Source organism: Kordiimonas gwangyangensis DSM 19435 = JCM 12864 (assembly GCF_000375545.1).
Taxonomy (GTDB): Bacteria; Pseudomonadota; Alphaproteobacteria; order Sphingomonadales; family Kordiimonadaceae; genus Kordiimonas; species Kordiimonas gwangyangensis.
Genome location: NZ_AQXF01000003.1, coordinates 123,361 through 145,438 on the forward strand (window position 1 = coordinate 123,361; position 22,078 = coordinate 145,438).

A 22,078-nucleotide genomic window follows, 5' to 3' on the forward strand; every position below is an offset into this window, starting at 1 on the left:
TTTAACATAGGCCGAAACGGCGCAATGTCTTGTATTTCGGGTCAGTGTTCACAAGTTTGCGGGCCTTCTTCAGGTTGCAGGCCATCAGCACCACGTCAAAATCAAGTGCCAGTGAGCGTTTGACGCCCGAAATCGGCTCAAATTGCATGCCACGGTAGAAATCGACCTGCGTGGCGCGCGGTGAGGTGACCAGATAGTCCGCACCGATCTCAACCGCCTTGTCGAACACATTCTTGAACAAGGTGAATTTGAGGCGCATGGCCCTGTTTTGGAACATGGGATGCACGACAAATTTGTTCGATTCCACCACGCGGGTGTCGTGCCCGATGTAGCGTTCCATCTCATCCGCAAACAGTTCCTGTGCCGGGATGATGAGGTGAGGCTTTTGCGGTTCATACACGCAGGCGCGGATCGACCCCGCTGGCATGCCCTCAACATACTCAATGAAGGAATGACAGTTCGGTGCGCCGTCGTAGGGGTCACTGAACATGTGATCCGCGTTTTCGCGAATAGATGCCTTGTCAAGATAGGCGGTGTAGCGCAGTTCAAAGATCGCCTTGGTTTTGGCGTCGGTGGCGGGTTGGGTAAGCATGGAAAAGTCTCCTGTTGCTTGGTCGAATGCTTGGGGTGAAGGCGCTGTGGCCTCCGCTCGGCATTTTAAGCAGCTAGGAAACTCATGGTTACAGGATTGCACCCAAAAGGCGCATTAAGGGGTAAAATGAGTGCTAAAGTTGTCGGTTGAAGGAAAAAGAGACGCAAAAAGGCCCGGCAGCGGTGTGTTTGCTGCCGGGCCTGTGATTTTTTGCAACCCGAGTCTTTTTTTAGCGACCTAGGCGTGCGCCGGGGCGGTTTCAGCTGCTTGCGCAGCTCTCAAAGTCTGTTTGCGGAAGAAATACAGGGTCACCATGATGGCGGCGATAGGCACAAGCGACAGGTAAAATGCTGTCGCGCCACCAAGCGCGCCGAAGACCCGACCGGTGATGATGGAGCCGGTAGTGCCGCCAAGTGCGGAGAAGATCACAATCAGCCCGGTCATGGCGGCGTGCTGGTGTTTGGGCAGCGCGGACAGTACGGCGGAATTGATGGCGGGGTAGATAGGTGCCATGAAAAGGCCGATGAGTGGGAAGATGAAGGCCGCGATGGGTGCGCTGCCCCAGGTCATGCTGTCCTGCGCTTCAATCCCGCTTGCGAGCGGGAGCACGAGGATAACAAGCGCCGCCATGGCAACAAGGCAGACGTTCAGGACCGGGTACCACGAATAGCGTGCCATCACCGCGCCTGCGCTCAAGCGCCCGATGGCGATGGCAAGCGGGAAGATGACAGCGCCTGTCTGGATGCTCATGTCGGCGGGCATCATCAGCACTTCTTTATTGAAGGTGGGCAGCCAGGTACCGATACCCTGTTCGATGAGAACATAGAGGAAGACCGAGAGGATAAAGACAAAGGCAAGCGGGCGCATGGCCAGCTTGAGCATGTCGAAAAAGTCTTCCATCGCGCTGTGGGGTTTGTCCTGATGGCTGGCGCTTTCATCAATGGGCGTGACCGCGAGGATAAAGAGGCTGAATAGGCTGAGGCCAGACAGCACCCAGTAGACATTGAGCCAGTCCTGGTTCTTGGCGTCACTCGCGTCCACAAAGGCGCCAAACAGCACACCGCCACACAAGACACCCACCATGAACATGCCCTCAAGCACATTCATGGTGCTCGCATGTTCGCGCTGACCGTCGGTGATAAGGCCGACCGTTGCGAAGACCGACACTTTCACAAGCGCGAAGGAAACCCCGGTCGCGAGGAACATCAGTTTCGACGTGAGGAACGAGGGCACCAGTGGCTGTGCTGCAGCAGCGATGGCCACAATGGCGAGGCCCAGCATCATGGCGCGGCGGAAGCCAAGCCGCGGCAGGAAGGATGCCACAAGAAAGGAGACCGCAGCGATGGAAAGATCCTTGAACGCTTCAAGGATGGCGGCATCCGCGTGCCTCAGGTCATAGTTGCTCATGACCTGCAAAATAACGGTGCCGACACTATTGAGCAGGATGGCAAAAACGAAATAGACCAGAAACAATGCAAACTTGATGCGCCAAACGCTCATGAAACCTCCCTCAAGCCCTATGGGCTTACCCGCAAAATAGGATGCCCTTCCCATGGGCTGATGCGCAAGGCCGCTTCCCACGGCCGTGCATTTATGAAAAGACCATATCAGTATTGCAATCGATTGCAAAGAAGATATTATAGCGGTGATTCTAGGGTCGAAACAGGGAAGACAGTAGCCGTGAGTGCATCCGATAAACGCGCCAAATCCGCGCCGACGTTTACACCTGACGCGTGGAAGCTCAAGGAAGAGGGCTTCTGCGGCGCGACGCAGGCCGTGTCCGAGACACTGTTCGCACAGGCGAACGGCTATTTGGGTACACGTGGTACGTTTGAAGATGCGGTGGCGCGCGGCATCACGTCTGTCGAGGGTACCTTCCTCAATGGTGTCTTCCTGCGTGAGAAGATCGACTATGACGAAAGCGCTTACGGCTTCGCCTCTCACAATAACAAGATGATCCTTGTGCCGGACGCCAAGGCTTTCCGGCTCACCGCTGACGGCAAGGAGCTTGTTCAGGGCGAAAGCCCATGTGAGCAGCAGACCCGTGCGCTTGATATGGCAAACGGCGTGCTCACCCGTACGACCGTGTGGACGCTGGCTGAGGGTACCCTTGAGGTAACCGTGCGCCGCTTTGTATCGATGGCGCGGCCGGGGCTGCTCGTGACCGAATATACAGTAACCGCACGGGGTGCCGATGTGCCGGTGACGCTTGAGACCGGGCTTGACGCAGGTTACGGCGGTACCGACCGGGGCGGTGACCCAAGGGCGGGTGCGCTTTCTATCCGGGACTGCCTTGAAGGCGGTACATGCACCCGCGAAGGCGGTGTGACTGTATTTACGCATGGTGTGCATGGCAGCGATCATATGGTGCTGGCGGCATACCGGCTTGCGTTTGACGGCGAGGCAGACTGCGCGCCTGTGGACGGTGACGCTTTCCATGGTGAGAGGCTCGAAGTTACCCTGAGGGGCGGCGTGCCGTTCAAGGTAATCAAATACACGGGCTATTCGGACGGCAAGGGTTTGGACTCGGATACGCTCAAGGCTGCGCTGTCGGCTGATGTGCTGGAGGCGTCCACAGCAGGTTTCACTGCACTTCTGGCTGAGCACGAAAGCATCTTCCACGATTTCTGGGAGGCGGCAGATATCCAGGTGGATGCGGGGCTTGAGGTGCAGCAAGGCATGCGCTTCAACATCTTCCATCTGTTCCAAAGCGCGGGCAAGGACGGCAAGCGCGCGCTCGCAGCCAAGGGGCTGACCGGCGCGGGCTATGACGGCCACTATTTCTGGGACACGGAAATTTACGCAGTGCCGTTTTTTGTTTTCACCAAGCCTGAGGTTGCGCGCGCGCTGCTGGAATACCGCATCGGTATTCTTGATAAAGCGCGCGAGCGTGCCCGCCTGATGGCGCATAGGCGCGGGGCGCTGTTTGCGTGGCGCACCATTGGCGGTGAAGAATGCTCAAGCTATTTCCCGGCGGGCACAGCGCAGTATCACATCAACGCAGCTATCGCCTATGCGGCCGTGCAGTATGTGGATGCGACGGGCGATGAAGGTTTCTGGCTCGCAGGTGGTGCGGAGCTGCTGTTCGAGACCGCGCGGATCTGGATGGACCTTGGTCACTTCAGCACGCGGCGCGGTGGCAAGTTCTGCATCAATGAGGTCACGGGCCCAGACGAATACACCGCCATGGCGGACAATAACCTTTATACAAACGCGATGGCGCAGCACCACCTTGAGCATGCAGCGGCGCTTGCGGCACGTATGGCTGAGGAAACGCCGGACGCTTACGGGACGCTCGCGTCCGATATCAGCCTGAGCCTTGATGAAGTTGCGGCGTGGAAGCGCGCGGCGGAGCAGATGTATATTGGCTATAACGTGGAACTTGGCGTGCACGAACAGTGCGACGGCTTCTTCGACAAGCCGGAGTGGGATTTTGACGGCACGCCTGCGTCCAACTACCCGCTTCTCCTCAATTATCACCCACTGGTTATATACCGCCATCAGGTGCTTAAGCAGCCGGATGTGGTACTGGCGCAGACCCTTCTTGGCCACAAGTTCAGCGCGGCGGACAAGGCCCGCAACCTTGCCTACTATGAAGCGCGCACCACGCATGACAGCACGCTATCGGCCTGTATCCATGCGGTGGCGAATGCGGAAGTTGGTAGCCGCGACAAGGCGTTCGAGTTTTTTGAAGAAACTTACCGCATGGATATCGATAACCGCCACGGCAACACCCACTACGGTGTGCATATTGCGTGCATGGCGGGCTCGTGGATGGGCATGACCTATGGTTTCGCTGGCATGCGCTTTGGTGCGGGCAAGCTTTCGTTCGCGCCCTACCTGCCGGAAGGCTGGAGGGGCTATAGCTTCAAGGTGGCAATCCAGGGCCGCAGCTTGGGTGTTGAGGTGACGGCGGAGGGGGTAACCTACACGCTCCTTTCCGGTGAGACGTTCCGTTTTGAGCATTGCGGGCAGGGCGTTGAACTTGCAACCGGTGAGGCGGTGGAGATCAAGCATGAGCTTTAAGGCCTGCATCTTCGACCTCGACGGTGTGATCACCGACACGGCGCATTATCATTTCCTCGCATGGCAGCGGCTCGCGCATTCGCTCGATCTACCATTTGATCATGCGGACAACGATCAGCTCAAGGGCGTGGGGCGCATGGAATCGCTTGAGTTCATCCTCGCGAAATCCGACCGCACGTTTACGGACGAAGAGAAAGCCCGCCTCGCGCACGAGAAGAATGAGGATTATAAAAACCTCATCCGAGAAATTTCTCCCGCTGATATGCTGCCGGGCATTCTGGATGCCTTTGATTGGCTTGAGGGCAGGGGCATCAGGATCGGTCTCGCGTCCGCGAGCCGCAACGCGCCCGTGGTCATCGCAGGCCTTGGTATCGCTGAGCGTTTTGACTATGTGGCGGACGCGGGCGCAATCCCGAACGGCAAGCCTGCGCCGGATATTTTCCTTGATGTGGTGAACGCTTTTGGGCTTACGGGCGCAGAATGCATCGGTGTTGAGGATGCGGCCGCCGGTGTCACGGCGATCAAGGCCGCAGGCATGCGCGCGATCGCTATTGGTGACAGCACCGTGCTGGCGGAGGCGGATATCATCCTGCCGAATACGGATGTCTTGGTAGCCGAAGGGCTGGAGCGTATTGGCGCCTAAGCGTTGCCGCAGCTTTCCCGCACGATGACTTCAACCGGCATGGCCACATGGCCAACGGTTTTGCCGTCGATAATGTCAATCAGGTTGCGCACCAGCAGTTTGCCGCCCAGGCGGATATCCTGCCGCACGGTCGTGATGCCCGGGGTGGCGAACACCGCAAGCGGGTTGTCGTCAAAGCCGACGATGGCAATCTCCTCCGGCACCTTCACTTCCGCTTCCGCGAGGCGTTTCATCACACCAAGCGCGATATTGTCGCTCACGGCAAAAATGGCGTCACACTTGAAAGTGGGGTCGAGGATGATGTGGTCGGTTTTCATATAACCGTCGGAACGGGAAAAGTCGGTCGGGATAATGAGGTTCGCGTCAAACGGGATGCCCGCATCGCGGAGCGCGTCTGAATAACCGTCCAGCCGGTGTTCCATCTCGGGGTGGCGTGCGTCGCCCATGAAGGCAATGCGGGTGCGGCCGTTCCGAACCAGCAGCGATACAGCCTCATAGGCGCCTTTGCGGTTGTCGCTGCCCACGGTGATATAATCGTGTTCTGGCATCTCGGCGCCCCAGACGATAAAGGGCCTGCCACTTTCCGCCAACCGGTCGAGCCGCGGGTCATTACGTCCCTGGCCGATAATGATCAGGCCGTCCGCGCGTTTGCTGTCGATATAATAGTCGGCCAGGTCATCGATATCATGTGGGTTGGTGGAGAGCAGGAGGTCATAGCCGTGATGGGCTGCCTCATCCGCGATGCTGCCCAGAAGCACCATCAGGAACGCGTCCGAGACTTCGTGGCCCCATTCCTTGTCCACAAGGAGAACAACAGCGAGTGTATGGGTCTTTTGCGTGCGGAAGTTCCGCGCCGCAGTGTTGACCTTATAGTTATGCTCGCGGGCAATCGCCTGCACGCGCAGGCGGGTTTCCTTATTGATAAGCTCACTGTTCTTCAGAGCGCGCGAAACCGTCGCTTCCGAGACACCGGCAAGCCGGGCGATGTCCGACATCGTCAGATTTTTGCTTTTGGTCATAAGCATCTACTACATGCTGGCATGCCCGTTTGTCGAGAATTATGTCGGTTTTATGCAATCGATTGAAATTTTATATTGCAATCGATTGCAAAGAGGCGTAGCTATAATCCATCACCGCTTTCACGTGCGATTCGATATGTAATAATCTCTCCTTTATGCCAGTGAAGGTCAGGCTGAGGGGGAGCGCAGGTCGCCACAGCAGTGCGGGAAGCAGAATGAAATGTAAGGCGTGGGAGGGCCATAAGCATGCGTTTTACACATAAAGCACTAAAATCCACGACCGCGATTGCGGCCGTACTTGCTGTTACAGCAACGTCGGTTTCCGCACAGGAAACAGACGCAGACACCAAAGGTGACATGGAAACCTTTGAAGAGATCGTTGTCCTTGGTACCCCAGGTGGTGCCGGGGTTAAGAAGCAGGATGCCAGCTTCGCCATCACCACCATGAATGCAGACACCATCGGGCTTGCCGGGCCAAAGAGCACGGCTGAGCTGTTCACGCTTGTTCCGGGCGTTTGGGCTGAAAGCTCCGGCGGTATTGCGGGCGCGAACATCGACGTACGTGGCCTTCCGGGCGGCGGCGATGCACCGTTTGTGACCATGTCCATCAATGGTGCGCCAATCTACGGCACCGAGATGCTGTCTTTCTTCGAGCAGAGCTCCATCTTCCGCGTTGACGAAACCGTCCGCGCTGCTGAAGCACTGCGTGGTGGTCCGAACGCCGTATTCTCGAACGGTGAGCCGGGTGTTACCCTCAACTTCAATCTGAAGAAGGGTGGCCCTGAAACTGAAGGTCGCGTGAAATATACCACGTCCGACTATGATGAGCAGCGTGTGGATGCGGTCCTCTCCGGCCCGATCACCGATGGCCTTTATTATATGGTTGGCGGTTATGTGCGCACGTCGCCGGGTATCCGCGATGCAGAGTTCAATTCCGAGAAGGGCCACCAGATCACGGCTCAGATCACCAAGGAATTCTCGAACGGTGAAATCAACGCCTACACGCGTATCACCGATGACCACGGCATGTGGTACCTGCCGCAGGCACTGAACTCCGGTAACGACCTTGGCACTTTCTCGCAGCTCGGCAACGCCACGCGTTACCGCACTCTGCAAGTCAATGCCAATGGCGATACCGAGCAGTTCGACTTTGCAAAAGGTCGCGGCTGGGATGGTTCGGTATCCGGCCTGACTGCTGAGTTTGACCTTGGTGACGGCTGGTCGGTTCGTGACAATATGTCCTACACCAAAGGCGACGCTGACACATACGGCTTCGTGCCAGATGGCGGCGCCATCCAGGTTGGAGACCTTGGCCTCGCATCCGTATCCACGGCAGGCGGCGAATCCCTTTCCGACAACGATTGGGTTCAGAACTATGGCCACTGGGTCGTGCAAAAGGGGCTTGAGAGCTTCACCAACGACCTCAGCGTGAACAAGGTTGTCGACACACACGACATCACTTTCGGTTACTACAAAGCCAACTGGTCGTCTGACGATTTCTGGACCATCGGTAACTTCACACCAGTCCACAACGTCGCAAACGGTGACTTCCTTGAAGCATCCATCAGCTGTTCCGACCTTGCTGACGCGGGTTCGGGTTCCGGTTGCTGGGCCTATGGCATCCAGTCCTCGGGTGATGCGACGGCTGATGCGCTTTACGCCGCAGACAGCTGGCAGGTAACCGATGCGCTGCGGATCGACGTTGGTGTACGCCACGAGTGGATCGACATTGACTATATCCTCGATTCCGGCCCAGGCTACCCTGACGGCGTTCGTGACATGGCAGTCAACCTGAAGGACAAAGCATGGTCCTACACCGGCGCCATCAACTATGACTTCAGCGACGACCTCGGTGTGTTCGCCCGTTACTCCAAAGGTTCCCTGTTCCCGCACTTCGATGATGTGCGCGAAAACAACCTCAATGTGAACGGCGTGAAACAGCTTGAAGGTGGTGTGAAATACTCAAGCGACTATGTCAGCCTGTTCGCGACCGCATTCTACAACAAGAACGACAGCTTCTCGGCAACGGTTGGTAGCGATATCGCTGCAGCGGCGTTCAAAACCCGCGCAATCGGTGTGGAACTTGACGGTAGCTTCACCTATGACGCCTTCAACCTGTCGTTCATCGGTACCCTGCAAGATGCAGAAATCACCGACAGCACCACGGCAGCTGACGTTGGTAACACCGTTCTGCGCCAGCCGAAGTGGCAGGTTCGCATTGCCCCGAGCTACGAACTTGCTGTGGGTGACGCAACGGCAACGCTCTATGGCGCCGTCAGCCTGATTGGCGACCGTTGGGGCGATAACGCCAACACCAACAAGCTTGAAGGCTATGAGAAGATTGACCTCGGTGTTCAGGTTCGCCTCGACAGCGGTCTGTTCTTCCAGGTTCATGCCGACAACCTGACCGACAGCAAAGGCCTGACGGAGAGTGACCCGCGCTCTGCCGCTGCGCCGAACGGCCGTGCCATCCTTGGCCGCTCGTTCAAGTTCAGCGTCGGTTACGACTTCTAGGTCCTGAGTACAAGGTTCGCGCCTCTCATCTGGCGCGAACCACTCCCCTATGGTTTCCCACCCGAGTATTTTGGGGCCTGGCGTTGCCTTTCCTTCTGGAGGCAACGCCTTTTTTATTATTTGTGCATTATCTTGTGCGAATGTCTGTACCGTGTGCGTGGGTCGTGCCATAGAAGCGCATCCATAGACTACTAAGCATTATCTGGTGATGACGATGACCCTTGAAGAGCTTGAAAAACTGTACCCCGATGCCGCCAGCTTCCAGTTTGGCGACAATGAAGAGCTGTGCAAGGAACTCACCGCGCTTGTGCGCGCAGGACGCAAGACGGCCACGTGCGAGGCACTTGAAATCTTTTTCGAGACCGGTGCCGCGTTGCCGGAAGTTGGCCGCAAGGACATTGTGCTCAATTGGGACGACACACCAGCCCTTGTGATTGAAACCAAACAGGTTGACTGGGTGCGCTTCAAGGATGTGAGTGAGGAGTTTGCGCTTGCGGAAGGGGAGGACGACAGCCTCACCGCATGGCGCGAGAGCCATAAACGCTATTTTGAGCGGAACGGGGTCTTCTCAAACGACATGCTGCTGGTGTGTGAGCGGTTCCGTGTGGTGCGCGACTTGGGCGTGAAACAGACAAAAGCGTGAGGCGCTAAGGCCCCACGCTTCCTTGCAGAACCGCAGAAGGGTGTGCTTAGTGCAAGTGCTTCTTGCGCCACTCTTCCACTTCTTTTTCGGCAATCTCTTTCGATTTGCCATAGCGTTCCTGAATAAGGCCCGCCAGTTTGGTGGCATCACCTTCAATCTGGTCCAGCTCATCATCGGTCAGCTTGCCCCACTGTTTCTGGGCTTCACCTTTAAGCTGCTTCCATTTGCCTTTAACAACATCCTTGTTCATGTCTCATCTCCCGATCTGAAATTGGTTCACGGAGGGGGTAGGTGAACCGCTAGTAGAATGCCCATCCTCCACCTCAGTTTTGAATACGGATCGCGGGTCGCGGGTATAAAGCCGGTATCAAGCACCAGCGCGCTGATGGCGGCTTTATGCGGCGGGTATGCGTGGACCATCGAAAGCTGATGCGTGTGCGGACATCATCATTTGCACTATCCCCCCTTTTTGCTCGGAGAGACATGATGTCCAAAACTGTATCAGCAACTTTCAAAACCACTGTGGCTGCGCGTCAGGCTATTTTTGAACTGGAGGCCGCAGGCTTTACCGAAAAGCAGCTCAGCGTGGTCGCGGCCGACGGTTCCATCGGCAAATCATTCAATGTGGAGCGTGAAACAAAAGCCGCTGAAGGTGGTGCCGTTGGTGGTGTGGCCGGTGGTGTGATCGGTGCGATTGCAGCGGGCCTTGCGGCAGTTGGTTCCGTTGTCATCCCGGGTGTGAACCTTGTGGTGTACGGCACGCTTGTCGCGGCTGCAGCGGGCGCTGGCGTGGGTGCAGCCGCGGGTGGCCTTACAGGTGCGCTTATCGGTGCCGGTATCCCTGAATTTGTTGCCAAGCGCTATGAGGACGAAATCAAGGACGGTGCCATCCTCGTTGTCGTCGATGCGAAGGACAGTGACCAAGCCAAACGCGCGAAAGAAATTTTCGACCGCGGTGACGCCCACAATATCGCCGCCTAAGTAGCGTAGGATACGACCAATGAAGGGAGGGTGCGTCTGCGCTCTCCCTTCAGGCTATTCCACCGTAACCGACTTAGCGAGGTTGCGCGGCTGGTCTACGTCGGTGCCTTTTTCTACAGCGGCGTAGTAGGCCAGAAGCTGGACGGGAATGGCGTAGATGATCGGGGTAACAAGTGCTCCTGCCGTCGGCATCTTGAAATAGGCGAACATATGTTCGGCCTCATCCGCCGCATCGTCTGACATCAGCACCACTTTGCCCTGGCGCGCCATGATTTCCTGCAGGTTGGAGACTGTCTTGTCGATCAGATCGTCGTTCGGTGCGATGCCGATGACGGGTACATGCTCGTCAATCAGCGCGATGGGGCCGTGCTTGAGCTCACCCGCGGCATAGCCTTCGGCGTGGATATAGCTGATTTCCTTCAGCTTCAGCGCACCTTCCATGGCGATGGGGAAATGAATGCCCCGGCCAACAAAAAGCACATCACGCGCATGCGCGATGGAGCGTGCGATTTCCTGCAGCTTTTCATCATGGTGCAGCACTTGCGCCATCAGCTTGGGTGCGCTTTCAAGTTCCGCCACATAGGCGTCTTCCTGCGCCTCATCAATCATGCCTTTAGCAGCAGCAAGGTTGATCGAGAAAGCGGCAAGTACGCTCAGCTGGCAGGTGAAAGCCTTGGTGCTGGCAACGCCGATTTCAGGGCCAGCGTGAATGGGCAACACCACATCAGCCTCGCGCGCCATGGTGGAGCCCATGACGTTCACAAGCACCATCACCCGTTGGCCGGCTTCCTTGGCGTGGCGCAGGGCTGCAAGCGTGTCTGCCGTCTCACCAGACTGCGAAATAAAGATACACAGGCCGTCTGATGCATAGACCGGGTCGCGGTAGCGGAACTCGGACGCGATATCCACCTCAACCGGCACGCGGGCCAGCTTCTCAATCCAGTAGCGCGCAACAAGGGCGGCATAATAGCTTGTGCCGCAGGCCACGAGCGTCACCTTCGAGACAGTCGCCAGCTCAAACGGCATGTCCGGCAGTTTCACCTTGCCCGCGTTCGGGTCAAGGTAGCGGCCAAGCGCTTGCGCGACGACGGTGGGCTGCTCGAAAATCTCTTTCTGCATGAAGTGGCGGTGGTTGCCTTTGTCCACCATGGTGGATGCCACCTGGCTGATGGCCACCTTGCGCTCGACCTTGTTACCGCGTGCGTCGAACACCTGCACACTCTCGCGTGTCAGCTCTGCCCAGTCACCTTCCTCAAGGTAAATCAAGCGGTTCGAGAGGCTCGCGAGCGCCATGGCGTCAGAGCCGAGGTAATTTTCCCCTTCGCCAAGACCGACCACAAGCGGGCTGCCCTCACGCGCGCCAAACATCAGGTTGTCCTCGCCGCTGATCAGCACACAAAGCGCGAAGGCGCCTTCGAGGCGCGATAGCGTTTTGGCAAAAGCGTCGTGTGGCGCCAAACCTTCCTTCAAGTAACGGGTCAGCAGATGGGCGACCACTTCAGTGTCGGTTTCGCCCTCAAACGTGACGCCGGTATCAAGGAGTTCCTTCTTGAGCGTGCGGAAGTTCTCGATGATGCCATTATGCACAATGGCGATGCGGTCGGTCATGTGCGGGTGGGCGTTGGCTTCCGTTGGTTCGCCGTGTGTGGCCCAGCGTGTGTGGCCGATGCCGCTATTGCCCGTCAGTGGATTGTCACGCAGTTTACGGGCAAGGTTCTCGAGCTTGCCGGGCGCGCGGCGGCGGTCCAGCGTCCCGCCCTCTAGGGTGGCGATACCCGCGCTATCATAGCCGCGATACTCAAGCCGCTTGAGGCTTTCGAGAATACGGGGCGTGGCAGAGGTGACGCCAAGAATGCCAACAATACCGCACATGGTCTATTTACCCTTCTTTGCAGCCTGCGCCGCTTTTTTTGATGCCTGCTGTTCGCGGAACTCTTTGGCGAAGCCCTGTTTCTCGGCCTGCCTGCCGCGCGCGACCGCAAGGGCATCAGCGCTGACATCTTCTGTAATCACGCTGCCTGCCGCCACGAGCGCGCCGTCGCCAATTTTGACAGGCGCCACGAGTGCGGAGTTGGAGCCAATGAAGGCGCCCGCGCCAATGTGGGTCTCGAACTTGAGGAAGCCATCATAATTGCAGGTGATGGTGCCTGCGCCGATGTTGGCGTCTGCGCCGATGTAGGCGTCCCCGATGTACGATAGGTGGCTGACCTTCACGCCTGCTTCAAGCTTGGCCTTTTTCACCTCAACAAAGTTGCCGATTTTGGCGCCTTCGCCGATGTCTGCACCGGGGCGCAGCCTCGCAAAGGGGCCAATAGCGGCGCCAGCGCGCACGCGCACACCCTCAAGGTGCGAATAGGCCTTGATGGTCGCGCCGTCTTCAATGGTCACGCCGGGGCCAAAGAAAACACTGGGCTCAATGGTAATATCGCTGCCGAGCTTGGTGTCATGGCTGAAGTAAACCGTTGCGGGGTCGATGAGCGTTACACCAGCAGCCATGGCGGCGCGGCGTTTGCGGGTTTGGAACGCGGCTTCAGCATTCGCGAGATCTTCGCGGCTGTTGATGCCCATGACGTCTTCCTCGCGCGCTTCGACTACCGCAACGGTGCGGCCGTCCTTGCGCGCTACTTCCACAAGGTCTGTCAGGTAATATTCACCGGCGGCATTCTTGTTCGATAGGCGGTCCAGCCAGGTGAACAACTTGTCGCCTTCAATCAGCATCATGCCTGAATTGCAAAGTGTGATGGCGCGCTCTGCCTCGCTTGCGTCCTTGTACTCCACAATACGTTCTAGGCTGCCATCGGCGGCCGTTACCAGCCGGCCATATTTAGCCGGGTCATAGGGCCGGAAGCCGAGTACAACAAGCCCTGTGTTCTCGGTCTCAGCCTTGGCGGCGATCATATCCCGCATCAGGCTGGTGGGGATGAAAGGCACATCGCCATAAAGCACCAGAACGTCGCCCGAATAGGTTTCAAGTGCCTCGCTTGTCATCATGACAGCATGGCCTGTGCCCAGTTGTTCCGATTGCGTAACGATTTCGCAATCCGCGACGGCAGCCTCAACCTGCTCACGCTCCGCGCCAACCACAATCACGGTTTTTGCGGGGGACAGGCTTTCTACGCTGGCAAGAAGGTGGTGCAGCATCGGCTGGCCGCCGATTGCGTGTAGCACCTTGTGCAGCTTCGATTTCATCCGGGTGCCTTTGCCTGCGGCAAGCACAACAACGGCAATATCCTGTTTCGGCATAATGAGCGCTCCCCACGCAGCGGCCGGTGATGGTTCAGTCGAACATCTCGCGTGCAGAAATTAAATGCCAGCTTGATGGAACACCCCGACTTTTAGCCTTTTTATCCATATGTCGCCAATAGGCGTGCAGGAAAAAATGTTCAATGCGGTTCATGAAAGGCAGGCCGAAACCCGGCAACGGGTTAAACGGGTTATGGCGGCTGTAGGCCCATATCTCCAGCCGGTTGGCGCCAGCGGCGGCCTGACCGCGACCGTGAAAGCCGTTGGTGTTGGCTATCACAAGCGTGCCAGCACGGGCGGTGATTCCTTCAGGCGCAGGCAGGTTCATCGCCGTCAGGTCTTCTGGTCCCGCGCGGAATGAACCCTTCTCTGAATAGCCGTCGGACAGGCGTCCGGCATTGCAGGACCGAATATATTCCCATTTGAAACGCTCGCGTGTCAGGCGGTGCGAGCCGCGCACATAGGTAAAGGGCCCCATCTCGGGCGTGACATCCTCGAGGAAAAGCCACGCTTTCATGGTGGGATGGAAGGTGTCCGAATGCATGGTTTTTTGCGGGTCTGCACCCCCCTCAAGGCGGCCATTGCGGATACGCTGGATATAGAGAAGGGGCGCTGTTGCTTTCGCGCCTGCGTACGACAGCATGTTTACAAAGGTCCGGTCCTCGCTCAGGGCATGAAGCTTCGGCTTGTTCGCAAGATAGGCGTGATCCAGCAGAATGCGCTGTGTGGCTGTGTTGCCTTGCACCATCTGGCGTGCTTCACCGGCAGATGACAGGACCTCTGCGCGAATAGCCGCAAGCTCTTCCTTGTCGAGGAACCCTTCAACCACACAGAAGCCGTCCCGCGCATAGTCCTGACGCAACTTTTTGGGCATCTTGCCCATGAGGAAGAACCAGCGGATGTGCGCCACCAAACGTGCCAGCACAACACGCATCATGTGCAGACCAAGCCGGTTCAACAGGCGCGACCCAATAATCGGGTTCGCACGGAAGGACTTGGCCTGACCAAACAGACCAAGGAACCAAACAGGCCACATATATATTTTCAGCACTCGCGGCATCGGCGCGGCTATCCTTTTGACGAGCAGTGGTTATTCATCTTTTACCTTCTAGTCCAATAGACACAAGCGAACATTCGTCGCAGCACACAAATGCTGGCGTGTTTATGAATAGCCAAGGTGTCATTTTCACAAAAATATCCGCAGGTTGTGTCTAAAACTGCATAGAAGTGTTAGACAAGCGGTGGGGATTTTCTCTAACATCTGCTATGTGAGAGTAAATCGGGGGGTCGATGAAATTTATCCCGAAATCAAATCGCCCGGTGCCGTTGGATATGCTGAACTCAGGGACCTTGAATGGGTATTCTACACGCTGACCTGCTGATCCTGATCGGTGTACTGTTGGTGCCGATCACGCTGCTGGCCAAGGTCAGGCGGCTGACGGGACTCGACCGCGGGTTGAAACTTATCCTCCTCGGGTCCCTCTTTTTGTGTTCAGCGGCACTAGTGGACTATCTCGAGGAAACGGCCCTCAAACCCCATATGGATGCCATGGCCGGCAAGGATGCCTGGAACCTGATGGTAGCAGTATTTGGCTATGTGCCCGGGCTGTTCCTGACCGCCCTTGGCCTGTCCCGTTGGTTCAAGGTTTCGCTCCTGTGGGAAGAAGAGGTCAAACGTCGCAAGGCTGCGGAAGCCGAACTGCGCCGCCGTACGCAGCAACTGCAGCAGGCGGTGGAAGAGGCTGAGCGTGCGAGCCGCGCCAAAACCGAGTTTCTGGCCAAGATGAGCCATGAACTCAGAACACCGCTTAACGCTATCATCGGCTTTTCCGAGGTGATGAACATGCAGGTGTTTGGCCGCCTTGGGGAGCAACGCTACGAGGAATACAGCCACCTCATCCACCGGAGCGGTAAGCTCCTTCTGGATATCATCAGCGATATTCTTGACCTCGCGAAAGTGGAGGCCGGCAAGTTGGAGCTGGATGAAGAAGAATTCTGTCTTGGCGAGTTGATGGAGGAATGCCTGCCCATTGTGGAGTTCAATGCGCGGGACAAAGGCCTGAAGCTGAACCGGAACATACTGCCCGAGCAGCATATCTGGGCGGACCGCCGCATTGTGAAGCAGATGATCCTCAACCTTCTGTCAAACGCCATCAAGTTCACCAAGGCCGGGGGCACTGTCACCGCCGCGACACTGGTGATGCCGGACGGCAGTTATGCCCTTGTAGTGAAAGACACGGGAGAGGGCATGCACCAGCAGGAAATCGCACTCGCGCTTGAGCCATTTGGCCAGATTGAAAGTGTGATGACACGCAGCCATGAAGGCACGGGCCTTGGCTTGTCGCTTGTGCGTACCTTCATTCAATTGCATGGCGGCGACATCTTTATCGAAAGCGCTAAAGGCGAGGGTACGAGCGTATGCCTTAAATTTCCCGCGTCGCGCAATATTGGCAAGGCCGCGGAATAACGAATTATGTTGAAGACGAGACTTAAATTTACGGCTGCTGCGGGCTTTGCGCTCACTTTCGGTATTGCGGCTACCGCGCAGGATGAACCGTCCCCGTTTGAGAAGGAAAGCTGCCTCAGTGCGCCCGGTGAGGCCCGTACGTGGGCGCCTTACTGCAACGAGGCGCAGGCCCTGCACGACCGGTTGATGCAACGCAGCCGGACAGCGCCGGTGGAGCTCAAGCAACTGAAGTCGCTTCTATTTGATAAGGGGGACCGGCAGATGTGGCTGTTCCTGAGCATTGGTCTTGTGGAGCGCAGCCCATACTTCTCAAGCACGCCGCGTAAAATTGCGATGATTGAGGAAATTGAGGCCGCACTGGTGCCAAGCGCCAAGCCAGACCAGTTCGTGAAGCTCGCAGCGGAAAGCATCCGCATTTATGAGGAAAATAAAGCGGAAGAGGTGGCGGGTCTTGTGTCGCGAGCCAATACGTTAATGGAAGGCGAGAGCAACAAGCACCTGATGGCCATGCTCGGGTCTTCCATGATCAAGATGGCGCAGCTCAGTGCGCGGCAGGGCCTGTATGACAGCGCGCGGGATGCGCTGGACCTTTGCGAACGTGCGTCAGATGCATGGGGTAACCCCCTGATGCCGCAGCGCTGCTATAATCTGATCAGTCTTAACGGCAATGAACCGCAGGAGTTTCTAACCTTCGTGGCAACGCGGGAGGAAGCTTTGACATGTGGCCGGAACCTGCGTCCCTTGTGTAACCTGTTTCGCAAAACCGGGCACGGGAAATACCTGCCCACAAGCGAGGGCTAGAGCGCGCCGAGTAGCGCGCGACGTTCCGACGCCACAAGGCCCGAGAGGAACTGACAAACCCTGTCCATATGCGGTTCGGGCCGCAGTTCCGCATGCACCACCAGCCATAAATCACGCAGCACCGAAAGCTCGTTCGGTAGCACGGGTGTGAGGCCTTTGATACGGTCAGCGAGGTAACAGGGCAGGAGGGCGATGCCAAGCCCGGCTTCAGCCGCATGCGCCTGGCCGGTGACACTTGTGGTGCGGAAAATCACATGCGGGTCCGAGATGGCTTTATCCAGCATCTGCAGTTCCGGCAGCGGCAGCAGGTCTTCCACATACCAGATGAAATGGTGGTGCTTCAGGTCCGGCAACCGCACAATGGGCGGATGGCGCTGCAGGTAGCTGGGGGCAGCATAAAGGCGTAAGCGGTAGTCGGCGATTTTCTCTGACACGACACGGCCATGACTTGGCGGCGCGAGCGTGATCGCGGCATCTGCCTCGCGCCGGCTGAAATTGAGCGAGCGGGTCTCCGCCACCAGCTCCAGGGTTATGCCGGGGTTGCGGGAATGAAAGCTCATGCAGTGGCGTGCGAGAAACTGGCTGCCAAATGCCTCAGGCGTGGCCAGGCGCACGACACCTGTCGGCCCACCAAGGCTTGGGGCAACCTCATCCATGAGCGCGAGCGAGTCTGCTTCCATCTTCTCGGCATGCGAAAGCAGGCGGCGGCCATTTTCATTGAGGCGGTATGATCTGTTTTCGCGGTCAAACAGCGCGACGCCAAGCTGTGCTTCAAGGGCTGCGATACGGCGGGACACTGTGGTGTGGTCAACGCCAAGGCGAAGAGCTGCGGCGGCGAGCTTGCCACGGCGCGCGAGTTCAAGGAAAAAGCGAAGGTCGTTCCAGTCAAACATGCACCATGTCTATATGTTGGCGCGACCTTCGCAAAGCGGGAAGATTATTTCCCGTCCTCTTTTTTCTCTTTGGGCTGGTCCACTTCTTCCACATCCACATGACCGGGACGGAGCGCTTTGTTCTTGCGCATCTGCTGGATGAACTCGGTCGTGTACTCAGGAAAACGTGTGTCGATTGGTGCCAGCTGATAGTCAGCGAAGGATGCCATATCCCAATCGCCAATGCCGAAGTTGATATCGAGGCCGAGCGATTCTGCGCCTTCATTCGCCCCGATGCGGGCGGTGGTCAGCGCGGCCGGATTGGCTTGCGATGCTGTGCCCGTACGTGTTGTGCCGCCAAACAGGTCCGCAATATAAAAGTCATCTGTCGTGGCCTTGATTTTGGATGCACTTTTGATGCGGCCATGCATGCCGTAATCGGTCAGGCTGACAAAATGGCTCTTAAGGTCGTCTTCCCAGTTAGGGAACAGCGCTTCATTTTCCTTATAGTATTCAGAAATTTGCAAGGTGCTGCCCCGGAAGCGCATGCCGCGGTTGGAATTCACAAACTCGCGCGCATTTTCAACCAGCATCTTGTGAACATTCTTGCCGGTATAGGCCCGGTCCTGAATGCTGGGGCCGCCCACGTATCCCTGAAACAGGCCGTACATCACCAGCGAACTGTCCCATTTCTCAACAAGGATGTCGTGCACATCGTTGAGCGACAGGTCAACGCCTGCGACTTTCATGAGCTTGCGGTCCCAAAGTCCGGGGTCACTGCGTGAACTCTTGCGCATCGATTTGAGCGACCGGACCGGATATTCCTTCGAAAGCTCGATAACGACAGTCAGGTTATAGAGGTTCAGCCAATAGGCCAGTTGCTCATTTTTGGTCCACAGCTGCATCGGGGCTTCATCAGGCACCGCCATCAGCTCAGTCTTGATCTTCTCGAGCACCGCGAGGTTGCCGTCATAGTCGGCGAAGGCCGGGAAAGCGATACGGTTGCCCTCATTCCGGGTGCTGCTTGTGTTGCCGCGCACGGTGCGTGTACCGAGCGTGGCGCGCGGTGCTGACGAGCTGGTGCGGTCTGACATACCGGCGTCAACGACCGTTAATTTGAGAATGGCGTTCCAGTCGTCATAGCGGATTTCCACGGGGGAACCCTGTGTCTCCCCGCGGAAGACCGCGGGAATGTTGTTTTCGTCCGCCAGGATTGGCGTGCTCAGGATGCTGCCCATAAGTGCGAGGGCAGCAAGTCTTGACCGGGTGACTTTCATGAGGTCTGGTCTCCTGTCTGTGTTGGTTTTGGGTTATTTTCTGTTGTTGTCCTCGGTTATATCTTCAACATCCACGTTGCCCTCGCGTGCTGCGCGGGTTTTGCGCACATGCTGGATATATTCCGCAACGTGGGGCGGAAATCGCAGCTCAATATNGGCTTTGCGGAAGCTCGCATAAGATTCCATCGTCATGCCTGCAATGCCGAGCGTGATTTGACCGCCGCTTGGCAGGCCGCCCGTTGGTTGGTTCACATTGGGTGTCGGCGTTGAGCTTTGTGAGCCTGCAGACCCGGCTGCGGCCGCTGACCCTGACGGCGCAATCTGCCCGGCGTTCACACCCACCAGCATGTCATTGAGTGCCGCAGGGTTGCTGGCAAGGGCACTGCCGTTTGAGCGCGTGCCACCAAACAGGTCGGCAATATAATAATCGTCAGTCGTGGCTTTGATTTTCTTCGCGTTCTTGATGCGCTCATGCAGGCCATAGTCGGTGAGACTGACGAAGTGGGCTTTGAGGTCTTCTTCCCAGTTCGGGAAAAGATCCTTGTTTTCCTTATAGTATTCGGAAATCTGCAGGGTTGAGCCTTTTGGGCGCATACCTCTGTTTGAGTTCACAAACTCCCGCGCGGCGGCCACCAACTGATGGTGCACTGTAGCGCCTGTGAAGGCTTCATTCTGAATGCTCGGCCCACCAACGTAGCCTTGGAAAAGGCCGTACATGACAAGCGAGCTGTCCCATTTTTCCACGAGGATGGTATGGATGTCGTTGAGCGAGAGCGCATGGCCAGCCACATTCACGACTTTGCGGTCCCATAGCCCCGGGTCACTGCGGGAGCCTGATTTCAGTTTCTTCAGTGACTTGATAGGATACTCCGCCGAAAGTTCTTCAATCACCGCGATGTTGTAAAGGTTCAGCCAAAAGGCCAACTGCTCGTTTTTATCCCAATGTTTGAGGGGAACATCAGCGGGAATGGCCGCAAGTTCTTCCTTGATCTCCCGCACCATCACCAGATTGTCCGGATGATCAGTAAAAGCCGGGAAGGCGATGCGGTTGCCTTCGTTGCGGGTATCGCTTGTGTTGCCGCGCACAGCCCGTGTGCCGGTTTCGGCTCGGGCTGACCCCGCACTGTCACGGTTAGACATCCCTGCATCCAGCACCGTTGCCTGCAGAATGGCGTTCCAGTCGTCATATCTGATTTCAATAGGGGAACCAGGTGTTGCGCCGCGGAACTCTTCCGCGATCTTGCTTTCATCGGCAAGGGCAGCAGGCGACCAGAGGCCGCCTGCCAGAAATGCCGCCACAAGCAAGGTTTTCATCTTTTGCGGCATGGCAATTCTCCGCCTATTGTTGTGATGGGTCCTCGGAAGAACCTTCTTCAAGTTCCTCGACTTCAACATTGCCGTCCTGCGTCGATTTGTTCTTCCGCATTTGGAAGATGTATTCACGCACATGGGGCGGGAAGCGCATGTCGATCGATGCCTTGCCGAAGTCTGCGTAGCTTTCCATGGTAAAGGAGCCAATGCCCATTGAGGCATTGCCTGCACTTTGACCTGAGCTCACATGCACACGTGCATCATTGAGTGCAGCGGGATTGGTCGCCATCGCTGTGCCGTGGCGAGTGCTGCCGCCAAAAAGGTCTGCAATGTAATAGTCGCTTGTGGATGCCTTGATCTTCTTGGCGCCCTGAATTCGACCATGCAGGCCATAGTCGGTCAGGCTGATGAAGTGCTTCTTCAGGTCTTCTTTCCAGTCCGGGAACAGTGGTTTGAACTGCTCATAGTATTCCGAAATCTGGAGTGTGGAGCCCTTGGTGCGCATGCCGCGGTTCGAGTTTACGAACTCTTTGGCGTTGTCCACCAGTTCCTTGTGGACATTTGCGCCCGTGTAGGCATTGCGGCGGATGCTGGGGCCGCCAACATAGCCCTGGAAGAGGCCATACATGACAAGGGTGCTGTCCCATTTCTTGATGAGGATATCCTCAATATCGTTGAGAGACAGCGGAACACCGGCCACATTCAGTACCTTTTTAGCCCAAATGGAATCTTTCCCTTTGGTCAGGTTCTTGACACTGCGGGTCGGGTATTCTTTGGCGATCAGGTCAATGAGTGTGATGTTGTAGAGGTTCAGCCAGTAGGCAAGCTGTTCGTTCTTGGTCCATTCACGCATGGGCACCTCACCCGGCACTGCTTCCAGTTCCTGGCGAATTTTAAGAACGATCGCGGCATTCTTTTCATCGGCAAACGCCGGGAAGACAATCCGTGCGCCTTCGTTGCGGGTGCTACTGGTGTTGCCGCGCACGACACGCGTGCCCGTTTCAGCTTGCGGTGCCGACGCGGAGGAACGGTCAGACATGCCGGCTTCAACGACGGTGGAGTGAAGGATCTTGTTCCAGTCATCATAGTTGATCTGGATCGGTGAGCCTTTGCGTTCCCCCCTGAAGACCTCTGGGATTTTGCTTTCATCTGGTGCGGCAAAGCCGGCGCTTGAGCTGAAAACGACGATCAGTGACAGCAAAAAGAATTTTGCTTTTTTAAACATATTACCCCCCGGTAAACGATGGAAAGTTGTTCTATTCAGAACGTTCTAAACCTAACAAGTGAGGCTAATTTTTTTGAGGGGAGCATGCAAGAATGTCGCGGGCGGTCAATCAAGAGGGGAATTGCGGGAAAAATACTCCCTCATAGGTTTCGGGAGCGGGAATAGTTTTATGATTGCGGTCGAGAGTGCAGCAAATTGCAGGGTGGCGTGGCGTGCAGAGAGATATCTGTGTTGCTGCTATAGTTTTGAAATTAATGGATAAAATTAAACCCTTGAGCTGGCGGACGCCCTATGCTGCGGTTGTCTTTGAACAGTAAGTTATTGTCCTGACAGTCATCACGCTTCCGCACACGAACGTGATCAATCCGCGCCGATAAAATGCGCCAGATTAATCTATAGTTATATAACCTTCGCTCGCCAAACCCTCAGATAGCACTTTTGACCATGAATCGTGGTGAACTGCG

At 56.8% G+C, this 22,078-nt stretch carries 18 protein-coding genes; 7 read left to right on the plus strand and 11 right to left on the minus strand.

Going from position 1 to position 22,078, the window contains the following annotated elements; translation table 11 throughout:
• Position 1: 1 nt before the first annotated feature.
• Positions 2-592: an N-acyl amino acid synthase FeeM domain-containing protein gene (locus B150_RS0108910; protein WP_020399566.1), complete on the minus strand. Its 591-nt coding sequence runs from the start codon at positions 590-592 to the stop codon at positions 2-4.
• 237 nt (positions 593-829) lie between these two features.
• Positions 830-2,092 (minus strand): MFS transporter, encoded by a 1,263-nt coding sequence (locus B150_RS0108915; RefSeq protein ID WP_020399567.1) that lies wholly within the window; start codon positions 2,090-2,092, stop codon positions 830-832.
• Positions 2,093-2,272: 180 nt separating this feature from the next.
• Between B150_RS0108915 and B150_RS20320 the strand changes: the two genes are divergently transcribed.
• Entirely contained in the window at positions 2,273-4,618 is a 2,346-nt protein-coding gene (locus B150_RS20320; protein ID WP_020399568.1) for a glycoside hydrolase family 65 protein, read from the plus strand.
• Entirely contained in the window at positions 4,608-5,261 is a 654-nt protein-coding gene (gene pgmB / locus B150_RS0108925; RefSeq protein ID WP_020399569.1) for a beta-phosphoglucomutase, read from the plus strand. The genes B150_RS20320 and pgmB overlap by 11 nt, the downstream gene beginning before the upstream one ends.
• On the opposite strand, the gene B150_RS0108930 is transcribed toward pgmB, so the two are convergent.
• A complete protein-coding gene (locus B150_RS0108930) occupies positions 5,258-6,280 on the minus strand; it encodes a LacI family DNA-binding transcriptional regulator (RefSeq protein ID WP_211205937.1) in 1,023 nt (340 codons plus the stop codon). The genes pgmB and B150_RS0108930 overlap by 4 nt on opposite strands.
• A gap of 246 nt (positions 6,281-6,526) precedes the next feature.
• Between B150_RS0108930 and B150_RS0108935 the strand changes: the two genes are divergently transcribed.
• Together B150_RS0108935 and B150_RS0108940 are read left to right on the plus strand one after the other, a co-directional pair.
• Positions 6,527-8,794 carry a TonB-dependent receptor gene (locus tag B150_RS0108935; RefSeq protein ID WP_020399571.1) on the plus strand — a complete coding sequence of 756 codons (2,268 nt, stop codon included), beginning with the start codon at positions 6,527-6,529 and terminating at the stop codon, positions 8,792-8,794.
• Between the two features lie 208 nt (positions 8,795-9,002).
• The gene (locus B150_RS0108940; protein WP_020399572.1) at positions 9,003-9,437 is read left to right on the plus strand and encodes an ASCH domain-containing protein; all 435 of its coding nucleotides are present in this window, start codon (positions 9,003-9,005) and stop codon (positions 9,435-9,437) included.
• 46 nt (positions 9,438-9,483) lie between these two features.
• On the opposite strand, the gene B150_RS0108945 is transcribed toward B150_RS0108940, so the two are convergent.
• Positions 9,484-9,687, minus strand: coding sequence for a CsbD family protein (locus B150_RS0108945; protein WP_020399573.1), 204 nt, complete (start codon positions 9,685-9,687; stop codon positions 9,484-9,486).
• 233 nt (positions 9,688-9,920) lie between these two features.
• Between B150_RS0108945 and B150_RS0108950 the strand changes: the two genes are divergently transcribed.
• On the plus strand, positions 9,921-10,418 hold the full coding sequence (locus tag B150_RS0108950; protein ID WP_020399574.1) for a general stress protein: 498 nt from the start codon (positions 9,921-9,923) through the stop codon (positions 10,416-10,418).
• Positions 10,419-10,472: 54 nt separating this feature from the next.
• On the opposite strand, the gene glmS is transcribed toward B150_RS0108950, so the two are convergent.
• From glmS to B150_RS20325, 3 genes are read right to left on the minus strand one after another with little or no spacing between them, the layout of a single operon-like run.
• Positions 10,473-12,290, minus strand: coding sequence for a glutamine--fructose-6-phosphate transaminase (isomerizing) (gene glmS / locus B150_RS0108955; RefSeq protein WP_020399575.1), 1,818 nt, complete (start codon positions 12,288-12,290; stop codon positions 10,473-10,475).
• Positions 12,291-12,293: 3 nt separating this feature from the next.
• Positions 12,294-13,661 carry a bifunctional UDP-N-acetylglucosamine diphosphorylase/glucosamine-1-phosphate N-acetyltransferase GlmU gene (gene glmU / locus B150_RS0108960; RefSeq protein ID WP_020399576.1) on the minus strand — a complete coding sequence of 456 codons (1,368 nt, stop codon included), beginning with the start codon at positions 13,659-13,661 and terminating at the stop codon, positions 12,294-12,296.
• A gap of 34 nt (positions 13,662-13,695) precedes the next feature.
• Positions 13,696-14,697, minus strand: a complete 1,002-nt coding sequence (locus tag B150_RS20325) for a phytanoyl-CoA dioxygenase family protein (protein ID WP_162139677.1) — start codon at positions 14,695-14,697, stop codon at positions 13,696-13,698.
• A gap of 318 nt (positions 14,698-15,015) precedes the next feature.
• Between B150_RS20325 and B150_RS20330 the strand changes: the two genes are divergently transcribed.
• Together B150_RS20330 and B150_RS0108975 are read left to right on the plus strand one after the other, a co-directional pair.
• Positions 15,016-16,128, plus strand: coding sequence for a sensor histidine kinase (locus B150_RS20330; RefSeq protein WP_020399578.1), 1,113 nt, complete (start codon positions 15,016-15,018; stop codon positions 16,126-16,128).
• Positions 16,129-16,134: 6 nt separating this feature from the next.
• The gene (locus tag B150_RS0108975; protein ID WP_020399579.1) at positions 16,135-16,929 is read left to right on the plus strand and encodes a hypothetical protein; all 795 of its coding nucleotides are present in this window, start codon (positions 16,135-16,137) and stop codon (positions 16,927-16,929) included.
• Here B150_RS0108975 and B150_RS0108980 read toward each other — a convergent pair.
• From B150_RS0108980 to B150_RS0108995, 4 genes are all read right to left on the minus strand, one after another.
• Positions 16,926-17,822 carry a LysR family transcriptional regulator gene (locus B150_RS0108980; RefSeq protein ID WP_020399580.1) on the minus strand — a complete coding sequence of 299 codons (897 nt, stop codon included), beginning with the start codon at positions 17,820-17,822 and terminating at the stop codon, positions 16,926-16,928. The genes B150_RS0108975 and B150_RS0108980 overlap by 4 nt on opposite strands.
• Positions 17,823-17,866: 44 nt before the next feature.
• On the minus strand, positions 17,867-19,078 hold the full coding sequence (locus B150_RS0108985) for a DUF547 domain-containing protein (protein WP_020399581.1): 1,212 nt from the start codon (positions 19,076-19,078) through the stop codon (positions 17,867-17,869).
• 33 nt (positions 19,079-19,111) lie between these two features.
• Positions 19,112-20,527, minus strand: coding sequence for a DUF547 domain-containing protein (locus B150_RS20335; RefSeq protein ID WP_425311191.1), 1,416 nt, complete (start codon positions 20,525-20,527; stop codon positions 19,112-19,114).
• Entirely contained in the window at positions 20,418-21,614 is a 1,197-nt protein-coding gene (locus B150_RS0108995) for a DUF547 domain-containing protein (RefSeq protein WP_020399583.1), read from the minus strand. Before B150_RS0108995 ends, B150_RS20335 begins: the two co-directional genes overlap by 110 nt.
• Positions 21,615-22,078 lie beyond the last annotated feature (464 nt).

What these genes read in the sequence shown, in the direction of transcription:
- B150_RS0108980 (WP_020399580.1), bottom strand. Translation starts at nt 17,822, where the DNA reads ATGTTTGACTGGAACGACCTTCGCTTTTTCCTTGAACTCGCGCGCCGT.
- B150_RS0108930 (WP_211205937.1), bottom strand. Translation starts at nt 6,280, where the DNA reads ATGACCAAAAGCAAAAATCTGACGATGTCGGACATCGCCCGGCTTGCC.
- B150_RS0108910 (WP_020399566.1), bottom strand. Translation starts at nt 592, where the DNA reads ATGCTTACCCAACCCGCCACCGACGCCAAAACCAAGGCGATCTTTGAA.
- B150_RS0108940 (WP_020399572.1), top strand. Translation starts at nt 9,003, where the DNA reads ATGACGATGACCCTTGAAGAGCTTGAAAAACTGTACCCCGATGCCGCC.
- glmS (WP_020399575.1), bottom strand. Translation starts at nt 12,290, where the DNA reads ATGTGCGGTATTGTTGGCATTCTTGGCGTCACCTCTGCCACGCCCCGT.
- B150_RS0108950 (WP_020399574.1), top strand. Translation starts at nt 9,921, where the DNA reads ATGATGTCCAAAACTGTATCAGCAACTTTCAAAACCACTGTGGCTGCG.
- glmU (WP_020399576.1), bottom strand. Translation starts at nt 13,661, where the DNA reads ATGCCGAAACAGGATATTGCCGTTGTTGTGCTTGCCGCAGGCAAAGGC.
- B150_RS0108975 (WP_020399579.1), top strand. Translation starts at nt 16,135, where the DNA reads ATGTTGAAGACGAGACTTAAATTTACGGCTGCTGCGGGCTTTGCGCTC.
- B150_RS0108915 (WP_020399567.1), bottom strand. Translation starts at nt 2,092, where the DNA reads ATGAGCGTTTGGCGCATCAAGTTTGCATTGTTTCTGGTCTATTTCGTT.
- B150_RS20330 (WP_020399578.1), top strand. Translation starts at nt 15,016, where the DNA reads ATGGGTATTCTACACGCTGACCTGCTGATCCTGATCGGTGTACTGTTG.
- B150_RS0108935 (WP_020399571.1), top strand. Translation starts at nt 6,527, where the DNA reads ATGCGTTTTACACATAAAGCACTAAAATCCACGACCGCGATTGCGGCC.
- pgmB (WP_020399569.1), top strand. Translation starts at nt 4,608, where the DNA reads ATGAGCTTTAAGGCCTGCATCTTCGACCTCGACGGTGTGATCACCGAC.
- B150_RS0108995 (WP_020399583.1), bottom strand. Translation starts at nt 21,614, where the DNA reads ATGTTTAAAAAAGCAAAATTCTTTTTGCTGTCACTGATCGTCGTTTTC.
- B150_RS0108945 (WP_020399573.1), bottom strand. Translation starts at nt 9,687, where the DNA reads ATGAACAAGGATGTTGTTAAAGGCAAATGGAAGCAGCTTAAAGGTGAA.
- B150_RS20325 (WP_162139677.1), bottom strand. Translation starts at nt 14,697, where the DNA reads ATGTGGCCTGTTTGGTTCCTTGGTCTGTTTGGTCAGGCCAAGTCCTTC.
- B150_RS0108985 (WP_020399581.1), bottom strand. Translation starts at nt 19,078, where the DNA reads ATGAAAGTCACCCGGTCAAGACTTGCTGCCCTCGCACTTATGGGCAGC.